Raw genomic sequence first — 16,306 nt, forward strand, 5'->3', positions numbered from 1 at the left:
TATGACTTCAATCCAGCACAACCTACAGCAAGTCCGTCAGCGAATCGCTGCTGCTGCAACCCGTTGCGGCCGGGCACCAGAAGAAATTACGTTACTTGCAGTAAGCAAAACGAAGCCTGCGAGCGCGGTCGAAGAAGCCGCAGCGGCGGGTCAGATTGATTTTGGTGAGAATTACGTTCAGGAAGGGGTCGAAAAAATTCAGTCCCTGGCCTCACATCCTGGATTGATATGGCATTTCATTGGTCCCCTGCAGTCCAATAAAAGCCGACTGGTAGCCGAACATTTTGCCTGGTGCCACACCGTCGATCGCCAGAAGATCGCCCAGCGGCTCAACGATCAGCGGCCTGAACATCTGCCGCCGCTCAATGTCTTAATTCAGGTAAATATCAGTGACGAAAACAGCAAATCTGGCATCATGCTGGATGCGGTTGCCGAACTGGCTCAGGAGATTACCGCCATGCCGCGTTTGCGGTTGCGCGGGCTGATGGCGATTCCGGCACCCGAACAGGATTATCAGCGACAGCTGGCGGTATGTCAGCAAATGGCTGATGCATTTCACCAGCTAAAACAGCAATATAGTGATGTTGACACCCTTTCACTGGGGATGAGCGATGACATGGAGGCGGCCATCGCCGCTGGCAGTACTCTGGTGCGCATTGGCACCGCTATATTTGGCGCGCGTGATTACACACAACCTTCACAACAATAATTGAGGAACTTCATGTTAACAATGACGTTTTTAGTAAAAACGATAATCGATCTCTACGTCATGGTGCTGCTGCTGCGCATCTGGATGCAGTGGTCACGTTGTGATTTTTATAATCCGCTTGCCCAGTTTGTGGTGAAGATTACTCAGCCGATTGTGAAACCCTTACGTCGTATCCTGCCTGCACTGGGTCCGATCGATACGGCATCTCTGTTGTTAGCCTTTGTACTGACAACGCTTAAATACCCGCTTCTGCTGCTCATCCAGGTCGGCGTGTTCTCTGTCGATCCCACCAATTTGCTGGTTGGGCTGCTGTCGTTGCTGAAATCTGCCGGCTATTTGGTGTTCTGGGTGATTATCATTCGCTCCCTGATGAGCTGGATCAGCCAGGGCCGCGGTGCGATGGACTTCGTGCTGATCCAACTGACCGAGCCATTAATGGCGCCGATTCGCCGCATTCTCCCTGCCATGGGCGGCATCGACTTCTCAGCCATGATTGTGATTCTGGTGCTGTATGCCCTGAATTTCCTTGGCATGGATCTGTTCCCGGGTCTCTGGTATTTGCTGTAAATGAATCAAACTGGAACTGTTATGCAAAAAGTTGTTCTTGCCACCGGTAATCCCGGCAAAGTACGTGAACTGGCGGATCTGCTCGCCGCCTTTGGTCTGGATATCGTGGCGCAAACCGAACTCGGCGTCGAATCCGCCGAGGAAACCGGCCTGACCTTTATCGAAAACGCCATCCTGAAAGCGCGTCACGCCGCGCAGCTTACCGGGCTTCCTGCTCTTGCAGACGACTCCGGGCTGGCCGTAAATGCGCTGGGTGGCGCGCCCGGGATTTATTCTGCCCGCTATGCCGGTGAAGAGGCCAGCGACCAGCAGAACCTGGAAAAACTGCTTCAGGCGCTGGAAAATACGCCCGACGGGCAACGTCAGGCACAGTTCCACTGCGTGCTGGTCTATTTACGTCATGCTTCTGATCCCACGCCGCTGGTGTTCCACGGTAGCTGGGACGGGGAAATTACCCGGACGGCAGCCGGTAACGGTGGGTTTGGTTACGATCCCGTGTTCTATGTTCCGGCATTGGGTAAAACCGCCGCCGAACTGACTAAAGCAGAGAAAGGAAACGTCTCTCATCGTGGTAAAGCATTGACGCTGTTACTGGAAGCGATGCGTAATGCCTGATTTACCGCCTCTGAGTTTGTACATCCACATTCCCTGGTGTGTACAGAAATGCCCCTACTGTGATTTTAATTCTCACGCCTTAAAGGATGAGGTGCCGCACGTTGAATATGTGCAGCACCTGCTGCGCGATCTTGAAAACGATCTGCCGCTGATTCAGGGTCGCGAGGTTCGCACGGTGTTTATCGGCGGCGGCACGCCAAGCCTGTTAAGCAGCAGCGCCATGCAGATGTTGATGGATGGTGTGCGCGAGCGCCTGACGCTGACGGCAGATGCGGAAGTCACGATGGAAGCGAACCCGGGCACGGTAGAAGCTGACCGCTTCAGCGCTTATCAACGCGCCGGCATTAACCGCATCTCCATTGGCGTACAGAGCTTCAGTCCGCAGAAGCTGGAACGACTGGGCCGTATCCACGGACCAGACGAAGCGAAACGCGCCGCCGAACTGGCTCAGGGATTAGGCTTACGCAGCTTCAACCTTGACCTGATGCATGGCCTTCCCGATCAGTCACTGACGGAGGCGCTGGACGATTTACGCCAGGCGATTGCGCTCAATCCACCGCATCTTTCCTGGTATCAGTTGACCATTGAGCCGAATACCTTATTTGCCTCTCGCCCGCCCACACTGCCGGATGATGACGCCCTGTGGGATATCTTCGAGCAGGGTCATCAGTTGCTGACCGCCGCCGGTTATCAGCAATACGAAACCTCGGCCTATGCCAGGCCGGGCTACCGCTGTGAACATAACCTGAACTACTGGCGGTTTGGTGACTATCTCGGCATTGGCTGTGGTGCGCACGGCAAACTGACCCAGCCCGATGGCCGCATTGTCCGCACGATAAAAGTGCGTCATCCGCGTGGCTTTATGAAGGGAAACTATCTCGACAAGCAGTACGACGTTGTGGACAGTGATAAGCCGTTTGAGTTCTTTATGAACCGTTTTCGTCTGCTGGAGCCCGCGCCGCGTGCTGACTTTAGCCGCTATACCGGGCTGGATGAAACGTGGGTTCGCCCGCAGATCGACCAGGCGCTTGCCGCAGGCTACATCACCGAAACGCCGGAATGTTGGCAAATTACAGAGAAAGGCAAACTGTTCCTGAACACGTTGCTGGAGCTGTTTTTAGCGGAAGCGTAGCGCATTCCCGGCCCGGAAGCCTGACGCAACAGGTTAGCGTAACCGGGCCGTTTACACCGCCGTTCAACCGCGCTCGGTATTCTGCCTTAGCTGTAACAGCCTCGTGTTAATAATGGCGATGTTAACCTCACAGGGCATACCATCATCCAGATAGACGGTTTCGTTGATCTCCAGCGCCGCATCATTCGCATTAAAATTCAGCAGCCTGAGCTGCTCACCGTCGGTAACGTTGATGGCATTCAGTTGCTGATCACGACGCTGAATTTTCTTGCCGGTGATCTGTTCAATGTACGAATATTTTGAGATTTCCAGTCGCCCAAACTCCATGCTGTTAAACAGGCTGACGGGCAGATGGATATATTCCAGCGCGACAGGGATGTCATCAAAGCACATCAGACGAACGATTTTGTATATCTGGTCGCTGTTCTTGATGCGTAAAGCCTGCGCCATATCGGGCCCGGGCACTTTGATAATACTGGCAGTGAGCACCTTCCTGACCGCTTTGTGTCCTTTTTTGTGCGCCTGATAATCAAACGGCGAAAGCGCATGAAACCGGCCAGAATGATTACTCTTGCCGATTGAGCCGACAAACAAGCCCGAACCTTTTACCCGATAAATGCGCTGCTGCTCAATAAGGATTCGGGTAGCTTCCCGCACCGTCGCCCGGGTAATGCCAATGTTCTTGGCAATGGCAATTTCCGTGTCCAGCTTATCGCCCGGCAGAAGGCCATCCTGCATGATCTTCGTCAGAATATAGTCGACAACCTCTTTTTGCTTCTCTGTAATGCCATCGAACATCAGCATGTTCCCGAATAGTGTGCCCGTGCCTGCGGTGCGCTACAGCAACGCCTTTACGCCTGATTTCCGTCACGACGTGCCAGTAAGAAAGGACCCAGATGTGATCCAGCTAACGATTTTGCACTCAAATTCCCTTCGTCCAGCCAGAAATGATTCTTGCATATTGTATCTGTACAGGTCGAGGTGCATCATCAAGATGACTAGACAGGTTTAACATGTCTATACGTAAGAAACGTTTTTTGCAACAGCGGATGTTCAAAACTGATGCGTGCAGTCAAAATAAAAACCATAATTTATAATGGTTTATATTTATTTTCTTTTTCATCCTGCTGCCAGCCGTTTTGCTGGATAAAACGGAAAAGGGATGACAGCGTGAAGAAACAAAGAAAGCTGACTGTACAGCTTGATGAATGCGGCGAGCCTGCATCCTGACTTTTTTGCATAACTTTTTATCCAGGATAACGTATGGCGAATCTGACCCAATGGCTGAATGCCGACAAAATTCACTATCTTGAACGCGTTTCTGACTGGAAAGCCGCGATTCAGGTCACTGGCGATCCCCTGCTCAGAGAAGGTGCGATTTCACAGGATTACATCGACACGATTGTCCGCCTTAAAGAGGAAACCGGCCCCTACTTCGTTATCGCACCGCGCATTGCCATGCCGCATGCCCGCCCTGAGCAGGGCGCAATGAAGCTGGGACTCTCCGTGGTGAAGCTTGCAAACCCGGTCACCTTTGATGCGGGGGAAAACGATCCTGTCGACATTCTTTTCATGTTCTCCGCCCCTGACAGCAACAGCCACATCGAGATGATCTCGCAGCTGGCTGAAGTCTTGACTGACGACGCCATCATGGAACGCGTGTACCAGGCACAAAGCCAACACGCGTTGTGCGCGGTGCTGTTAGCAAACGACATGTCCAATTAACCTATTCAAATTCAAAGAGGTTTTTATGAAAATTATGGCAGTGTGTGGTTCAGGCCTGGGAAGCAGCTTCATGATGGAAATGAACATCAAAAAAGTGCTTAAAGCGATTGATGTCACGGCGGACGTTGAGCATTCCGATCTCGGCTCAGTGACACCGGACGTGGCGGATGTGTTTGTTATGGCAAAAGACATCGCCTACAGCGCTAACCTGCCGCCGGAAAAAGTCATCATCATTAATAACATTATCGACCTGAAAGAAGTTGAGCAAAAAATTCGCGAGTACTTCAATAAATAATCCTGTCACCCACTTATAAAAGAACACTTACCGCTGAGGTTATTATGTTTATACAAAACCTTTTACTGGTAGTTGTCGACGTGCTGAAAGTCCCCTCTATTCTGGTCGGACTGGTGGCGATGTTCGGTCTGATCGCGCAACGCAAACCGCTGCCGGATGTGATAAAAGGCACGGTAAAAACCATCCTGGGTTTTTTAGTACTGGCAGGCGGTGCCACGGTGTTGGTTGGTTCACTAACGCCGCTGGGGGATATTTTTAAGCACGCATTTAACGTTCAGGGAATTATTCCAAATAATGAGGCGATGGTGTCTATCGCCCTGGCGAAGTATGGCGCGCCCACGACGCTTATCATGGCGTTTGGCATGGTGGCAAATATCACCGTTGCCCGTTTTACCCGCCTGAAATATATCTACCTCTCTGGTCATGTCACCTTTTATATGGCCTGTATGATTGCCATTATCCTGTCGGTGGCCGGATTTGAAGGCGTGCAGCTTATTTATACCGGCTCGCTGACGCTGGGAATGTTAATGGCTTTTTTCCCGGCACTGGCTCAGCCCTATATGCGTAAAATCATTGGGCACGATCAGGTTGCACTGGCGCATACCGGCACGGTGGGTTATGTCCTGTCAGGCTGGATAGGTTCTCTGGTGGGCAAAGGTTCAAAATCCACTGAAGAGATGAACATGCCAAAAAACCTGAGTTTTTTGCGTGACAGCACCATCTCGATTTCCCTGACGATGATGATCATCTATTTTATTTTGTCCGTCTCAGCGGGCAGGGAATATGTGGAGAGTCAGTTCAGCCACGGACAAAACTATCTGGTGTACTCGTTTGTGCAGGCTATTACCTTCGCTGCGGGTGTCTTTATTATCCTTCAGGGCGTGCGTTTAATTCTGGCGGAAATTGTGCCGGCATTTACCGGGTTTTCAGAGAAGCTGGTGCCCAACGCGCGTCCGGCACTGGACTGCCCTATCGTTTTCCCTTATGCGCCTAATGCCGTTCTGGTTGGCTTTATTTCCAGCTTTGTCGGCGGACTGGTGGGGCTGTTTATTCTTGGACAGCTGCACTGGATATTAATCCTGCCAGGTGTCGTACCGCACTTTTTCTGCGGCGCAACGGCAGGCGTATTTGGTAATGCAACCGGCGGTAAACGCGGGGCAATGTTAGGGGCCTTTGCGCACGGTATTCTGATTACCTTCCTGCCGGTCGCCTTATTACCTGTGCTGGGTGCCATCGGCCTGACCAACACCACCTTCTCGGACACCGATTTTGGCGTTACGGGGATACTGCTGGGTAATATGGCCAGGTTCCTTGATAAGGGAACGATCACCATGGTGATCACGGGAATTTTTGCCCTGCTGGTTATTTATAACTACGTTGCCAGCAACAAAACGGTCGCTAAAGAGGTTAACAACGACTAAATCCTGCCAGGGGCTGATGAATTCAGCCCCTTTTGTTTTGCAACGGATTCAGGAAGGGCGCAACCTTGATGACGCCTGACCACGGACGTCTTCATCGCCAGGGCGCGCAGACCCTGAGAACGGGCGACCACTGGCTCAATGAACCGCACGGTGAAGGGCAGACGACCTGCCGGAGCAGGCCCTCTGTGAAGCATTACTTCAGCGAACTGACCAGTGTTTTCCGGTCTTTCTCCAGAGCAATAACCCGGTTACAGACCGCTTTTCCAAACTGCTGGAAGTCGGCTTCCTGATTATTCCACTCGCTCTGAATGGCGTTTTGCAGGCCGCCAAGATTCCCCATCAACCCCTGTAAACCGCTGCCGCCACCGTTGGACATGGCTTTGCTGCCCATCTCATTGATGCTGTCCTGCAGAATACCGCCCATCGCCTGATTAACCAGTTGCTGACCATCGGCACGAACCTGATCGATCGCCTGATGATGGAAGGTTAAACCATCACTGCGATGCTCAATAATGCGGTTCATCTGGGTTTTTAACTGGGTATTCAGCGTTGCCAGCCGCCCATGTAACCGGCTGGATTCCCCGACTTGCTGGGTGATGATGTTATCCAGCGCAGCACGCCCTTTCTCCAGACGTGATGTGGCACCGTTATCGATCCAGGGAAGATCGCGACGTAAGGCATTTTGATAATCAATCGCCTTCTGACGGTTAGCCGCATTCATCGTCATTTTCTGACCGTTGAACTGCACATCGCCCAGCGTCGAGATCTGCATGTTGCCGTTTTCACCCACCACCTGCACGTTTTGTGGCGTAATAACAACATCATCCTGTGGTTTGACACTGCACTCCCAGGCGGCCTGGGCCTGCGTTGCTGCCAGTAAAAGACCGGCGACCAGCGCGTTACGAATCATACAATCTCCCTGTGTGGGTGTGAAAGCGACACTGCTGGTAACTTAGTCCCACCAGACGTCAAAGAGTTCGGTCACTTTCACATCCTGCAGCTTGCGGTCGTCCAGCCACTTGCGTACCAGCTCACGATGTTCATCGGTGCATTTACCGGTTTGCTCCAGGCAAATCAGCCCTTCCCATGCCAGATAACCGCTACCATCGAAAGCCAGACCATTAGGCGCGATCGCTTCATTGATGAACTGATTCAGGGTTTCGTCGATGTCACTTTCAGCGGTGCCTTCAGGAAAACGCCAGGCCACAGAAAAGCCCAGTTCCTGAAATTCATCAATATGTAATTTTTTACGTAAACGGCGGCTGCGTTGTGTGGCCATTATTTCACCCTCTCAAACATTAAATCCCATACGCCATGGCCTAAACGCTGCCCGCGCTGCTCAAATTTTGTCAGTGGACGCGTTTCCGGACGCGGCACATACGTGCTGTCTTCAGACAGGTTTTGATAACCTGCAATGCTGCTCATGACCTCAAGCATATGTTCTGAATAGGCTTCCCAGTCGGTCGCCATATGGAACACGCCACCCAGCTTAAGTTTACGCATCACCAGTTCGGCAAAGGGCACCTGCACAATGCGGCGTTTATTGTGACGGGCTTTATGCCACGGGTCCGGGAAGAAAAGCTGAACCATGCGCAGTGAGTTATCAGGAATCATTTTTTCCAGCACTTCAACAGCATCATGACACATAACCCGCAGATTGCTGACCTCCGCTTCTTTTGCAGAAGCCAGACAGGCCCCCACGCCCGGCGCGTGCACTTCAATCCCCAGGAAGTTTTGATGTGGCGTATTTTGCGCCATGGTCACCAGCGAGGCGCCCATACCAAAGCCAATTTCCAGGGTCACCGGCGCATCACGACCAAACAGCACAGGCAAATCAATGGGATCAGGCTGATATTCAACACCCATCTCCGGCCAGTAATTATCCAGCGCCAGCTGCTGGCCTTTGGTTAAGCGGCCCTGACGGCGCACAAAACTACGAATCCGACGCAACGGGCGTCCATTTTCATCATATTCCGGGGTGATGACATCATTAATCATGTAGAAGCCTGCTGGTTTGCCTGTTCTGGGAAACGGGCATTATGCAAAGTTCAAAAGCAGAAGCAAGCCTTTGCCACGTTCTGCTTTATTCCTGGGTGCCCTGAAGCGCGATTTCCTGCCTGAGTGTAGAGTAAACCGCAGAAATTTCCTTGTTGAGATCACCCTGTCAGGATCTCGACGCATCACGCGAAAAACGGCTTATAAAGCCATCGTCTGCCGCCGCTGCTGGCTCAGCTTACGATACTGCTGTGGAGACATGCCGACATATTTAGCAAATGTACTGTAGAAGCGGCTGCTGGATCGGAATCCGGCCGTCAACGCCACATCAAGCACGGTGATATCGGTGTCGCTCAATAACGCTCTGACATGGTTGATGCGCATGGCGGTAATGTACTGTTTTAACGTGAGCTGCATAACGCGCTGAAAAATGCCCATCGCATAATTGGCATTGAGCTTAACGTGTTCGGCTACGTCATTGATGGTCAAAGCCTGATCGTAGTTATCCGCAATAAATTCCAGCATCTGACTGACATAAAACTGGGCATGACGCGACACACTGTTTTTGTGCGTGCGAGAGGTTTTGTTCACCCCTACCGGCTGCCATCCCGACAAACTAAAGCGTTTAAGCATCAGGCCAATTTCATCGACGGCAAGCTGGCGGATCTGTTCGTCGGGGCTGTTGAGTTCCTGCTGCCAGCGCTGCACTTCAAACACACTGAGTTGCTGCTTTGCCACAGACTTAATCACCATGCCGTGAGTAACATGATTGATTAACTCTCTGTCGAGCGGCCAGGACAAAAACAGATGCATCGGCAGGTTAAGGATAGCCATGTTCTGGCAGTTGCCGGGACGCGTAAGCTGATGCGGCGTACAGGCCCAAAACAGCGTGATGTAACCCTGTTTAATCTGGACGACTTCATTATTGATCAGGTACTCCACGTCACCGTCAAACGGGACATTCACCTCCACCTGACCGTGCCAGTGGCTGGTGGTCATGGCCAGCGGCGGACGCAGTTCGATATCCATGCGCTGGTATTCAGAATAGAGCGACAGCGGACTGCGGGTCTGCTTTTCATCGCTGCTACACATATGCGGGTCGGGTGGAAGCGGTACGCCAGGCTGCATCATCATCATTCCCTCTCCTGAATTATCAGAACCCTGCCATATCTGAAGGGCTCAGGCCAGTAGCAGAGGCCAAAAATGGGCGGTTCGCGTTAATAATTCTCTGCTTTTCAGGCCAGATACTCTTCTTTCCAGGTAAATTTATCCCAAAAACTCAGATCCGATGCTGGCGGCGGGCAGATCTGAGCTTTTGGGAATGCTCCCCTGATTAGAAGGAAGTTTCGTTAGTTACGGCGTGACACTATGACGTTATCCAACCTTGCAATGGAGCATCCTGATGTCTGCACCCAAAATTACGTTTATTGGCGCGGGTTCCACTATTTTCGTTAAAAATATCCTTGGCGATGTCTTCCACCGCGATGCGCTGAAGTCAGCCCATATCGCGTTGATGGATATTGATGCAACCCGGCTTGACGAGTCCTACACCGTGGTCAGCAAGCTGATGAGTTCGGCTGGCGCGGCAGGCCATATTACCTGCCACAGTGACCAGAAAACGGCATTAGTCGATGCCGATTTTGTGGTGGTGGCGTTCCAGATTGGCGGCTATGAACCCTGTACCGTCACAGACTTTGCGGTATGTAAGCGCTATGGCCTTGAGCAGACCATCGCGGATACGCTTGGCCCCGGCGGCATCATGCGCGGGCTGCGCACCATCCCGCACCTGTGGCAGATTTGTGAAGATATGACGGCGGTGTGCCCCAATGCCACCATGCTTAATTACGTCAACCCCATGGCGATGAATACCTGGGCGATGTACGCACGTTATCCGCATATCAAACAGGTTGGCCTGTGCCATTCCGTTCAGGGAACCGCTGAAGAGCTGGCGAACGATCTCAACCTCAACCCTGCCGATTTACGCTACCGCTCTGCCGGTATCAACCATATGGCGTTTTATCTGGAGCTGGAGCGGAAAACCGCAGAGGGTACCTACGTCAATCTGTATCCGGAACTGCTGGCCGCCTTTGACGCCGGGCAGGCACCGAAACCCAATATTCACGGCAATCCACGCTGCCCGAACCTGGTACGCTATGAAATGTTCAAAAAACTGGGCTATTTCGTCACTGAATCTTCAGAACACTTCGCGGAATACACGCCCTGGTTTATCAAGCCGGGACGAGACGATCTGATTGAGCGCTACCAGATCCCGCTGGACGAATATCCTAAACGCTGCGTAGAGCAACTGGATAACTGGCGTAGCGAACTTGAGCATTACAAGCGCGCTGAACGCATTGAAAGTAAGCCATCGCGCGAGTATGCCAGCGCCATTATGAATGCGATATGGACAGGCGAGCCTGCCGTGATTTACGGCAATGTGCGCAATGATGCGTTAATCGACAATCTGCCTCAGGGATGCTGTGTGGAAGTCGCCTGCCTGGTGGACGCCAACGGGATTCAGCCCACCAAAGTCGGCACGCTGCCGTCACATCTGGCGGCCATGATGCAAACCAATATCAATGTGCAAACGCTGCTGACCGAAGCCATCCTGACGGAAAACCGTGACCGGGTTTACCACGCCGCCATGCTGGACCCCCACACGGCAGCGGTGCTGGGCATTGAGGAGATTTATGCGCTGGTGGATGAGCTGATCGCCGAACACGGAGACTGGCTGCCCGCCTGGCTTCACGCGTAACGTCTTTGTCTCCGGACATGCAGTCCGGCTGCTGCTGTATTCCATAACAGAAGGCGGGCGCTGGCAACAGCGTCCCGGTACCCGATGAGCATTTCAATAACGACAAAACTCAGCTACGGATTCGGCGCGTTTGGGAAAGATTTCGCTATTGGCATTGTTTATATGTATTTGATGTATTACTACACCGACGTAGTGGGTTTATCGGTTGGTGTCGTCGGTACACTGTTTTTAGTGGCACGGATCTGGGATGCCATTAACGATCCGATCATGGGCTGGATCGTTAATGCCACGCGATCACGTTGGGGGAAATTCAAACCCTGGATTTTTGTGGGCACGCTGGCGAACTCGCTGGTGCTGTTCCTGTTGTTTAGCGCCCACTTATTTGAGGGCACGGCCCAGTTGGTGTTCGTCTGCGTCACTTACATCTTATGGGGCATGACCTACACCATTATGGATATCCCGTTCTGGTCGCTGGTGCCCACTATCACTCTGGACAAGCGCGAACGTGAAGAGCTGGTGCCCTGGCCGCGCTTTTTCGCCAGCCTTGCCTCCTTCGTCACCGCAGGCATTGCCCTGCCCTTTGTCAGCTATGTTGGCGGTGACAATCGCGGATTAGGCTTCCAGATGTTTACGCTGGTGTTAATTGCCTTTTTTATCGCATCAATGTTGGTGACGCTGCGAAACGTGCATGAAGTCTATTCGTCCACTGACGATGAAACCACGGACGGCAGCCGGTTGGGACTGAAAGCCATTGTCGCCCTCATCTATCGTAACGATCAGCTTTCCTGCCTGCTGGGAATGGCGCTGGCTTACAACGTCGCGGCTAACATCATTACCGGCTTTGCCATCTACTATTTCACCTACGTTATCGGCGATGCCACTCTTTTCCCCTACTATCTCTCTTATGCCGGTGCGGCGAACCTGGTGACGTTAATCCTGTTCCCAAAACTGGTGAACATTCTGTCGCGCCGAATTCTGTGGGCGGCGGCATCCGCGCTGCCCATACTGAGCTGTGGCGTGCTGTTTGCCATGGCGCTGGCGGGCTATCACTCCACTCCGCTGATTGTGGTGGCCGGCATCCTGTTAAATACCGGTACTGCCCTTTTCTGGGTGCTCCAGGTGATCATGGTGGCGGATACCGTCGATTACGGTGAATACAAGCTGCATGTGCGCTGCGAGAGCATTGCTTATTCGGTGCAGACTATGGTGGTGAAAGGCGGTTCAGCCTTTGCCGCTTTCTTTATCGCCGTGGTGCTGGGGATAATTGGCTATATGCCTAACATCGCGCAGTCACAGGAAACCCTGGTAGGTATGCAATTTATTATGATCGCACTGCCCGCGGTATTTTTTATGCTGACGCTGCTGCTCTATTTCCGTTTCTACAGGCTGAACGGCGATATGCTGCGGAAAATCCAGATCCATCTCCTGGATAAATACCGTAAACCGCCGGCGTCAGAAGCGATTCCGGTCAGGAGCCTTGCGATACCTGGATCTGAACCGTAAAAGCCGCACGCCGGGCTTTTAATACCGGGTTTCGAACAGCCACAGCAGGCCAGGTGCATGTCATCTGGCCTGCTGCTGTCTGGCATTTGTGATTGATGCTGGCGTGCCCGTGGCGACTCGCCCAGGGGCGGTCAAGGCAACGCATCCGATGGGCCTGAATGAAACAGGCCTTTTCAATCTTCCGGTTTACTCTCACGTGCGCTTATGCTGGAATTCCTGCCCGAATGTCGCGTAATCACGGAAATATCCCCTTTATGATGCAAGCCCCGCAGTTCGCGCAACAGGTGCTGGACTGGTATCAGCGCTTTGGCCGTAAAACCCTGCCGTGGCAGTTGGAAAAAACACCTTATAAGGTGTGGCTGTCTGAAGTCATGTTACAGCAAACCCAGGTGACCACCGTTATTCCCTACTTTGAACGCTTTATGGCGCGGTTTCCTACCGTCAGCGATTTAGCCGCCGCGCCCCTGGACGAGGTATTGCATCTCTGGACCGGTCTGGGTTACTACGCCCGGGCGCGCAACCTGCATAAAGCGGCAAAACAGGTCGTGGATGTTCATGGCGGCGAGTTTCCCCGCAACTATGATGACGTCGCCGCTTTGCCTGGCGTGGGACGTTCTACCGCTGGCGCTATTTTGTCTCTGTCGCTGGGTCTGCATTTTCCTATTCTGGATGGTAACGTTAAACGGGTTTTGGCACGTTGTTACGCGGTAGGTGGCTGGCCGGGTAAAAAAGATGTCGAAAAACGTCTGTGGCAAATCAGCGAGGACGTCACCCCAGCCGAAGGCGTCAGTCAGTTTAACCAGGCAATGATGGACCTGGGCGCAATGGTGTGTACCCGCTCCCGACCGAAATGTGACATCTGTCCGCTTAACAGCGGATGCGAAGCCCGGGCGAACAACAGTTGGGCCAGCCATCCAGGGAAAAAGCCGAAACAGACGTTGCCGGCGCGCAGCGGCTGGTTTTTGATGATGCAACATGGCGACAAGGTCTGGCTGGAACAGCGTCCGCCGGTGGGCCTTTGGGGCGGATTATTCTGCTTCCCGCAGTTCACCAGTGAAGAGGCGATGACCGACTGGCTGACGGCGCGAGGCATCCGGGCGAAACCTCAGCAGCTCACGGCGTTTCGTCATACCTTCAGCCATTTCCATCTGGATATCGTCCCAATGTGGCTGTCATGGCCTTCTGCCGGGGCATTAATGGATGAAGCGGGCGGTCTCTGGTATAACTTAACGCTGCCGCCGTCTGTGGGATTAGCCGCACCCGTAGAGCGTCTTTTGCACGAACTGCGCCATCCCCAGCAGTTGCCTTTAGGCCGCTGTGAGATTAACGAGGAAGAATAATGAGCCGCACTATTTTTTGTACTTTTTTACAACGTGACGCTGAAGGACAAGATTTCCAACTCTACCCTGGCGATCTGGGAAAACGCATTTACAATGAAATCTCGAAAGAAGCCTGGCAGCAATGGATGGCCAAGCAAACCATGCTGATCAACGAGAAAAAGCTCAACATGATGAACCCCGAAGATCGCAAAGTGCTGGAAAAGGAGATGATTAATTTCCTGTTTGAAGGCAAAGACGTCCACATTGAAGGCTATACGCCACCCGAAGCATAACCTTTTTGGCCTCAGTACTGGGGCCGTTTTCCAGGTCAGGCATGTATTTTAGATGAATAAAAAGCTGATAGCCCTGCTGGTGATTGCACCCCTTTTAGTTTCCTGTTCCGGAAAAAAGAACCCGACCTATTCAGAAGAGTGGGTGAAGGACACCAACGGATTTGACATCCTGATGGGGCAGTTCGCCCATAACATTGAGAACATCTGGGGTATCAATGAGGTTCTGATTGCCGGACCAAAAGACTACGTCAAATATAGCGACAACTATTACACCCGCAGCCATATCAACTTTGAAAGCGGTAATATCACTATTGAGACCATTTCCGGTACCGATCCCACTGCCAGCCTGCGTCAGGCGATCGTGACCACCTTGCTGATCGGCGAGGACCCGGGCAATGTCGATCTTTATTCTGATGTCAACGATATCCAAATCAGTAAAGAACCGCTGCTGTATGGTCAGGTACTGGATAACACCGGGCAGGCCATCCGCTGGCAGGGCCGTGCTCAGGCGTTTGCGGACTATTTGATTGCGAATAAACTGCAGCGTCGCAATTCTGGTCTGCATGTGATCTACTCAGTTACCATCCCGATGGTGCCTAACCATCTTGATAAGCGTGCGCATAAATATCTGCCGATGGTGCGCAAGGCTGCTGAGCAATATGGTGTTGATGCGTCTCTGATCCTCGCGATTATGCAGACCGAATCCAGTTTTAACCCCTACGCCGTCAGCCATTCTGACGCACTGGGTTTAATGCAGGTGGTACAGCATACCGCGGGCGTAGATGTGTTCCGCATGAAGGGTAAATGGGGCAAACCAAGCCGCAGCTACCTGCTGGATCCCGAGAACAACATTGATGCCGGTACGGCTTACCTGTCATTGCTGCAGCGCAGCTATCTGGCAGGCATTCAGGACCCGCTTTCGCGTCGCTATGCCGTCATTACCGCCTATAACGGCGGTGCAGGCAGCGTACTGCGTGTGTTCTCCAGCGATAAGGATCGTGCGGTCACTATCATTAACGGTATGTCACCCAGTCAGGTTTATCAGACGCTGTCTAAACAGCATCCGTCTGCGGAATCGCGGCATTATTTGTATAAGGTGAGTACGGCGCAGCGGAGTTATCATCGGTTTTGATGGGGGGCTGCCCGTCGGGCGATGGGTTGTTCTGCCCTTCGGGCGTTGGGTTGCTTACTCTGGCTGTGAGAAGGTTCCGCCCGCCAGGCGTTGGGTTGCTTACTCTGGCTGTGAGAAGGTTCCGCCCGCCAGGCGTTGGGTTGCTCACTCTGGCTGTGAGAAGGTTCCGCCCGCCAGGCGTTGGGTTGCTTACTCTGGCTGCGAGAAGGTTCCGCCCGCCAGGCGTTGGGTTGTTTACTCTGGCTGTGAGAAGGTTCCGCCCGCCAGGCGTTGGGTTGCTTACTCTGGCTATGAGATGGTTCTGCCCGTCGGGGAATGGGGTGCTTACTCTGGCTATGAGAAGGTTCCGCCCGCCAGGCGTTGGGCAGTTTCAGCCTGCCCGTGCAGGCGGACGTGTTAAGGGGCTTACGCCAGCCCCTTAACAATCCCGGCGTCCGGCAGCCGTCGCTGTTCCTTCGTCACTCACTGCGGCCTGACGGGCCGGACGGATGCACCCTCCCTGGCGCAGCCGTCCTCTTCGCGGCATCCCTGCCGCTCCGCCCTGGCCTCCGCTCTCTCCTCAGCGCTCCGGATGCCTCCTGAAAACCCCCGCCCGTGAGGGCGTATATTTTCCCCAAAGACCGGCTTCGCCTGTCTGTTGTTAACATGCTCAATCAGAAATCAAGACTGGGAAGCCTGATAAAGCAGGAACAATTTATATAAATAAGCCGGATGCTTTTCGGGCAGCTGAAGCGACGCGGAAAGTAGTTTTGGCACAGGTATCAAAGCGGGGGAGTTGACCGGCCTTCCCGTCCGCTGAGCGGATGAGGGATTTCCGGATGAGCCGACAGGACGTCGGCGAGAGC

At 53.0% G+C, this 16,306-nt stretch carries 17 protein-coding genes; 12 read left to right on the forward strand and 5 right to left on the reverse strand.

Annotated elements, in window-relative coordinates; translation table 11 throughout:
- Nucleotide 1 precedes the first annotated feature (1 nt).
- Genes CMR03_RS13940 through hemW form a run of 4 tightly spaced genes read left to right on the forward strand, consistent with a single transcriptional unit; the run spans nucleotide 2 to nucleotide 3,023 of the window.
- Nucleotides 2–709 carry a YggS family pyridoxal phosphate-dependent enzyme gene (locus tag CMR03_RS13940; RefSeq protein ID WP_063880838.1) on the forward strand — a complete coding sequence of 236 codons (708 nt, stop codon included), beginning with the start codon at nucleotides 2–4 and terminating at the stop codon, nucleotides 707–709.
- A gap of 12 nt (nucleotides 710–721) precedes the next feature.
- Nucleotides 722–1,276 carry a YggT family protein gene (locus CMR03_RS13945; protein ID WP_063880839.1) on the forward strand — a complete coding sequence of 185 codons (555 nt, stop codon included), beginning with the start codon at nucleotides 722–724 and terminating at the stop codon, nucleotides 1,274–1,276.
- Nucleotides 1,277–1,297: 21 nt separating this feature from the next.
- On the forward strand, nucleotides 1,298–1,891 hold the full coding sequence (locus CMR03_RS13950) for an XTP/dITP diphosphatase (RefSeq protein WP_096011791.1): 594 nt from the start codon (nucleotides 1,298–1,300) through the stop codon (nucleotides 1,889–1,891).
- Nucleotides 1,884–3,023, forward strand: coding sequence for a radical SAM family heme chaperone HemW (gene hemW / locus CMR03_RS13955; protein WP_096011792.1), 1,140 nt, complete (start codon nucleotides 1,884–1,886; stop codon nucleotides 3,021–3,023). Before CMR03_RS13950 ends, hemW begins: the two co-directional genes overlap by 8 nt.
- A gap of 63 nt (nucleotides 3,024–3,086) precedes the next feature.
- Here the strand turns inward: hemW and CMR03_RS13960 are convergent, their stop codons facing one another.
- Nucleotides 3,087–3,821: a GntR family transcriptional regulator gene (locus CMR03_RS13960; RefSeq protein WP_063881249.1), complete on the reverse strand. Its 735-nt coding sequence runs from the start codon at nucleotides 3,819–3,821 to the stop codon at nucleotides 3,087–3,089.
- 465 nt (nucleotides 3,822–4,286) lie between these two features.
- Between CMR03_RS13960 and CMR03_RS13965 the strand changes: the two genes are divergently transcribed.
- The 3 genes from CMR03_RS13965 to CMR03_RS13975 are packed head-to-tail and all read left to right on the forward strand — an operon-like array spanning nucleotide 4,287 to nucleotide 6,464.
- Complete coding sequence (locus tag CMR03_RS13965) at nucleotides 4,287–4,748, forward strand: PTS sugar transporter subunit IIA (RefSeq protein WP_096011793.1); 462 nt, start codon at nucleotides 4,287–4,289, stop codon at nucleotides 4,746–4,748.
- 25 nt (nucleotides 4,749–4,773) lie between these two features.
- Nucleotides 4,774–5,043 (forward strand): PTS sugar transporter subunit IIB, encoded by a 270-nt coding sequence (locus tag CMR03_RS13970; RefSeq protein WP_096011794.1) that lies wholly within the window; start codon nucleotides 4,774–4,776, stop codon nucleotides 5,041–5,043.
- A 44-nt stretch (nucleotides 5,044–5,087) separates the two neighbouring features.
- Nucleotides 5,088–6,464, forward strand: coding sequence for a PTS ascorbate transporter subunit IIC (locus CMR03_RS13975; RefSeq protein WP_096011795.1), 1,377 nt, complete (start codon nucleotides 5,088–5,090; stop codon nucleotides 6,462–6,464).
- A gap of 193 nt (nucleotides 6,465–6,657) precedes the next feature.
- On the opposite strand, the gene CMR03_RS13980 is transcribed toward CMR03_RS13975, so the two are convergent.
- The 4 genes from CMR03_RS13980 to melR all read right to left on the reverse strand — a co-directional run bounded on the left by CMR03_RS13980 (nucleotide 6,658) and on the right by melR (nucleotide 9,593).
- A complete protein-coding gene (locus CMR03_RS13980; RefSeq protein ID WP_096011796.1) occupies nucleotides 6,658–7,374 on the reverse strand; it encodes a YggN family protein in 717 nt (238 codons plus the stop codon).
- A gap of 42 nt (nucleotides 7,375–7,416) precedes the next feature.
- Nucleotides 7,417–7,743, reverse strand: a complete 327-nt coding sequence (locus CMR03_RS13985) for a YggL family protein (RefSeq protein WP_063880846.1) — start codon at nucleotides 7,741–7,743, stop codon at nucleotides 7,417–7,419.
- A complete protein-coding gene (gene trmB / locus CMR03_RS13990; RefSeq protein ID WP_096011797.1) occupies nucleotides 7,743–8,462 on the reverse strand; it encodes a tRNA (guanosine(46)-N7)-methyltransferase TrmB in 720 nt (239 codons plus the stop codon). Before trmB ends, CMR03_RS13985 begins: the two co-directional genes overlap by 1 nt.
- Before the next feature lie 198 nt (nucleotides 8,463–8,660).
- Entirely contained in the window at nucleotides 8,661–9,593 is a 933-nt protein-coding gene (melR, locus tag CMR03_RS13995; RefSeq protein WP_063881250.1) for a transcriptional regulator MelR, read from the reverse strand.
- Nucleotides 9,594–9,858: 265 nt separating this feature from the next.
- Here melR and melA point away from each other — a divergent pair, with 265 nt between their 5' ends.
- The 5 genes from melA to mltC all read left to right on the forward strand — a co-directional run bounded on the left by melA (nucleotide 9,859) and on the right by mltC (nucleotide 15,461).
- Entirely contained in the window at nucleotides 9,859–11,214 is a 1,356-nt protein-coding gene (gene melA, locus CMR03_RS14000; protein WP_096011832.1) for an alpha-glucosidase/alpha-galactosidase, read from the forward strand.
- Between the two features lie 84 nt (nucleotides 11,215–11,298).
- Entirely contained in the window at nucleotides 11,299–12,717 is a 1,419-nt protein-coding gene (gene melB / locus CMR03_RS14005; RefSeq protein ID WP_096011798.1) for a melibiose:sodium transporter MelB, read from the forward strand.
- A gap of 254 nt (nucleotides 12,718–12,971) precedes the next feature.
- On the forward strand, nucleotides 12,972–14,057 hold the full coding sequence (gene mutY, locus CMR03_RS14010) for an A/G-specific adenine glycosylase (protein ID WP_096011833.1): 1,086 nt from the start codon (nucleotides 12,972–12,974) through the stop codon (nucleotides 14,055–14,057).
- On the forward strand, nucleotides 14,057–14,329 hold the full coding sequence (locus tag CMR03_RS14015; protein WP_013027107.1) for an oxidative damage protection protein: 273 nt from the start codon (nucleotides 14,057–14,059) through the stop codon (nucleotides 14,327–14,329). Before mutY ends, CMR03_RS14015 begins: the two co-directional genes overlap by 1 nt.
- Nucleotides 14,330–14,381: 52 nt before the next feature.
- Entirely contained in the window at nucleotides 14,382–15,461 is a 1,080-nt protein-coding gene (mltC, locus tag CMR03_RS14020) for a membrane-bound lytic murein transglycosylase MltC (protein WP_063880850.1), read from the forward strand.
- The last annotated feature ends 845 nt before the right edge of the window (nucleotides 15,462–16,306 follow it).

The organism is Pantoea allii (genome assembly GCF_002307475.1).
GTDB lineage: Bacteria > Pseudomonadota > Gammaproteobacteria > Enterobacterales > Enterobacteriaceae > Pantoea > Pantoea allii.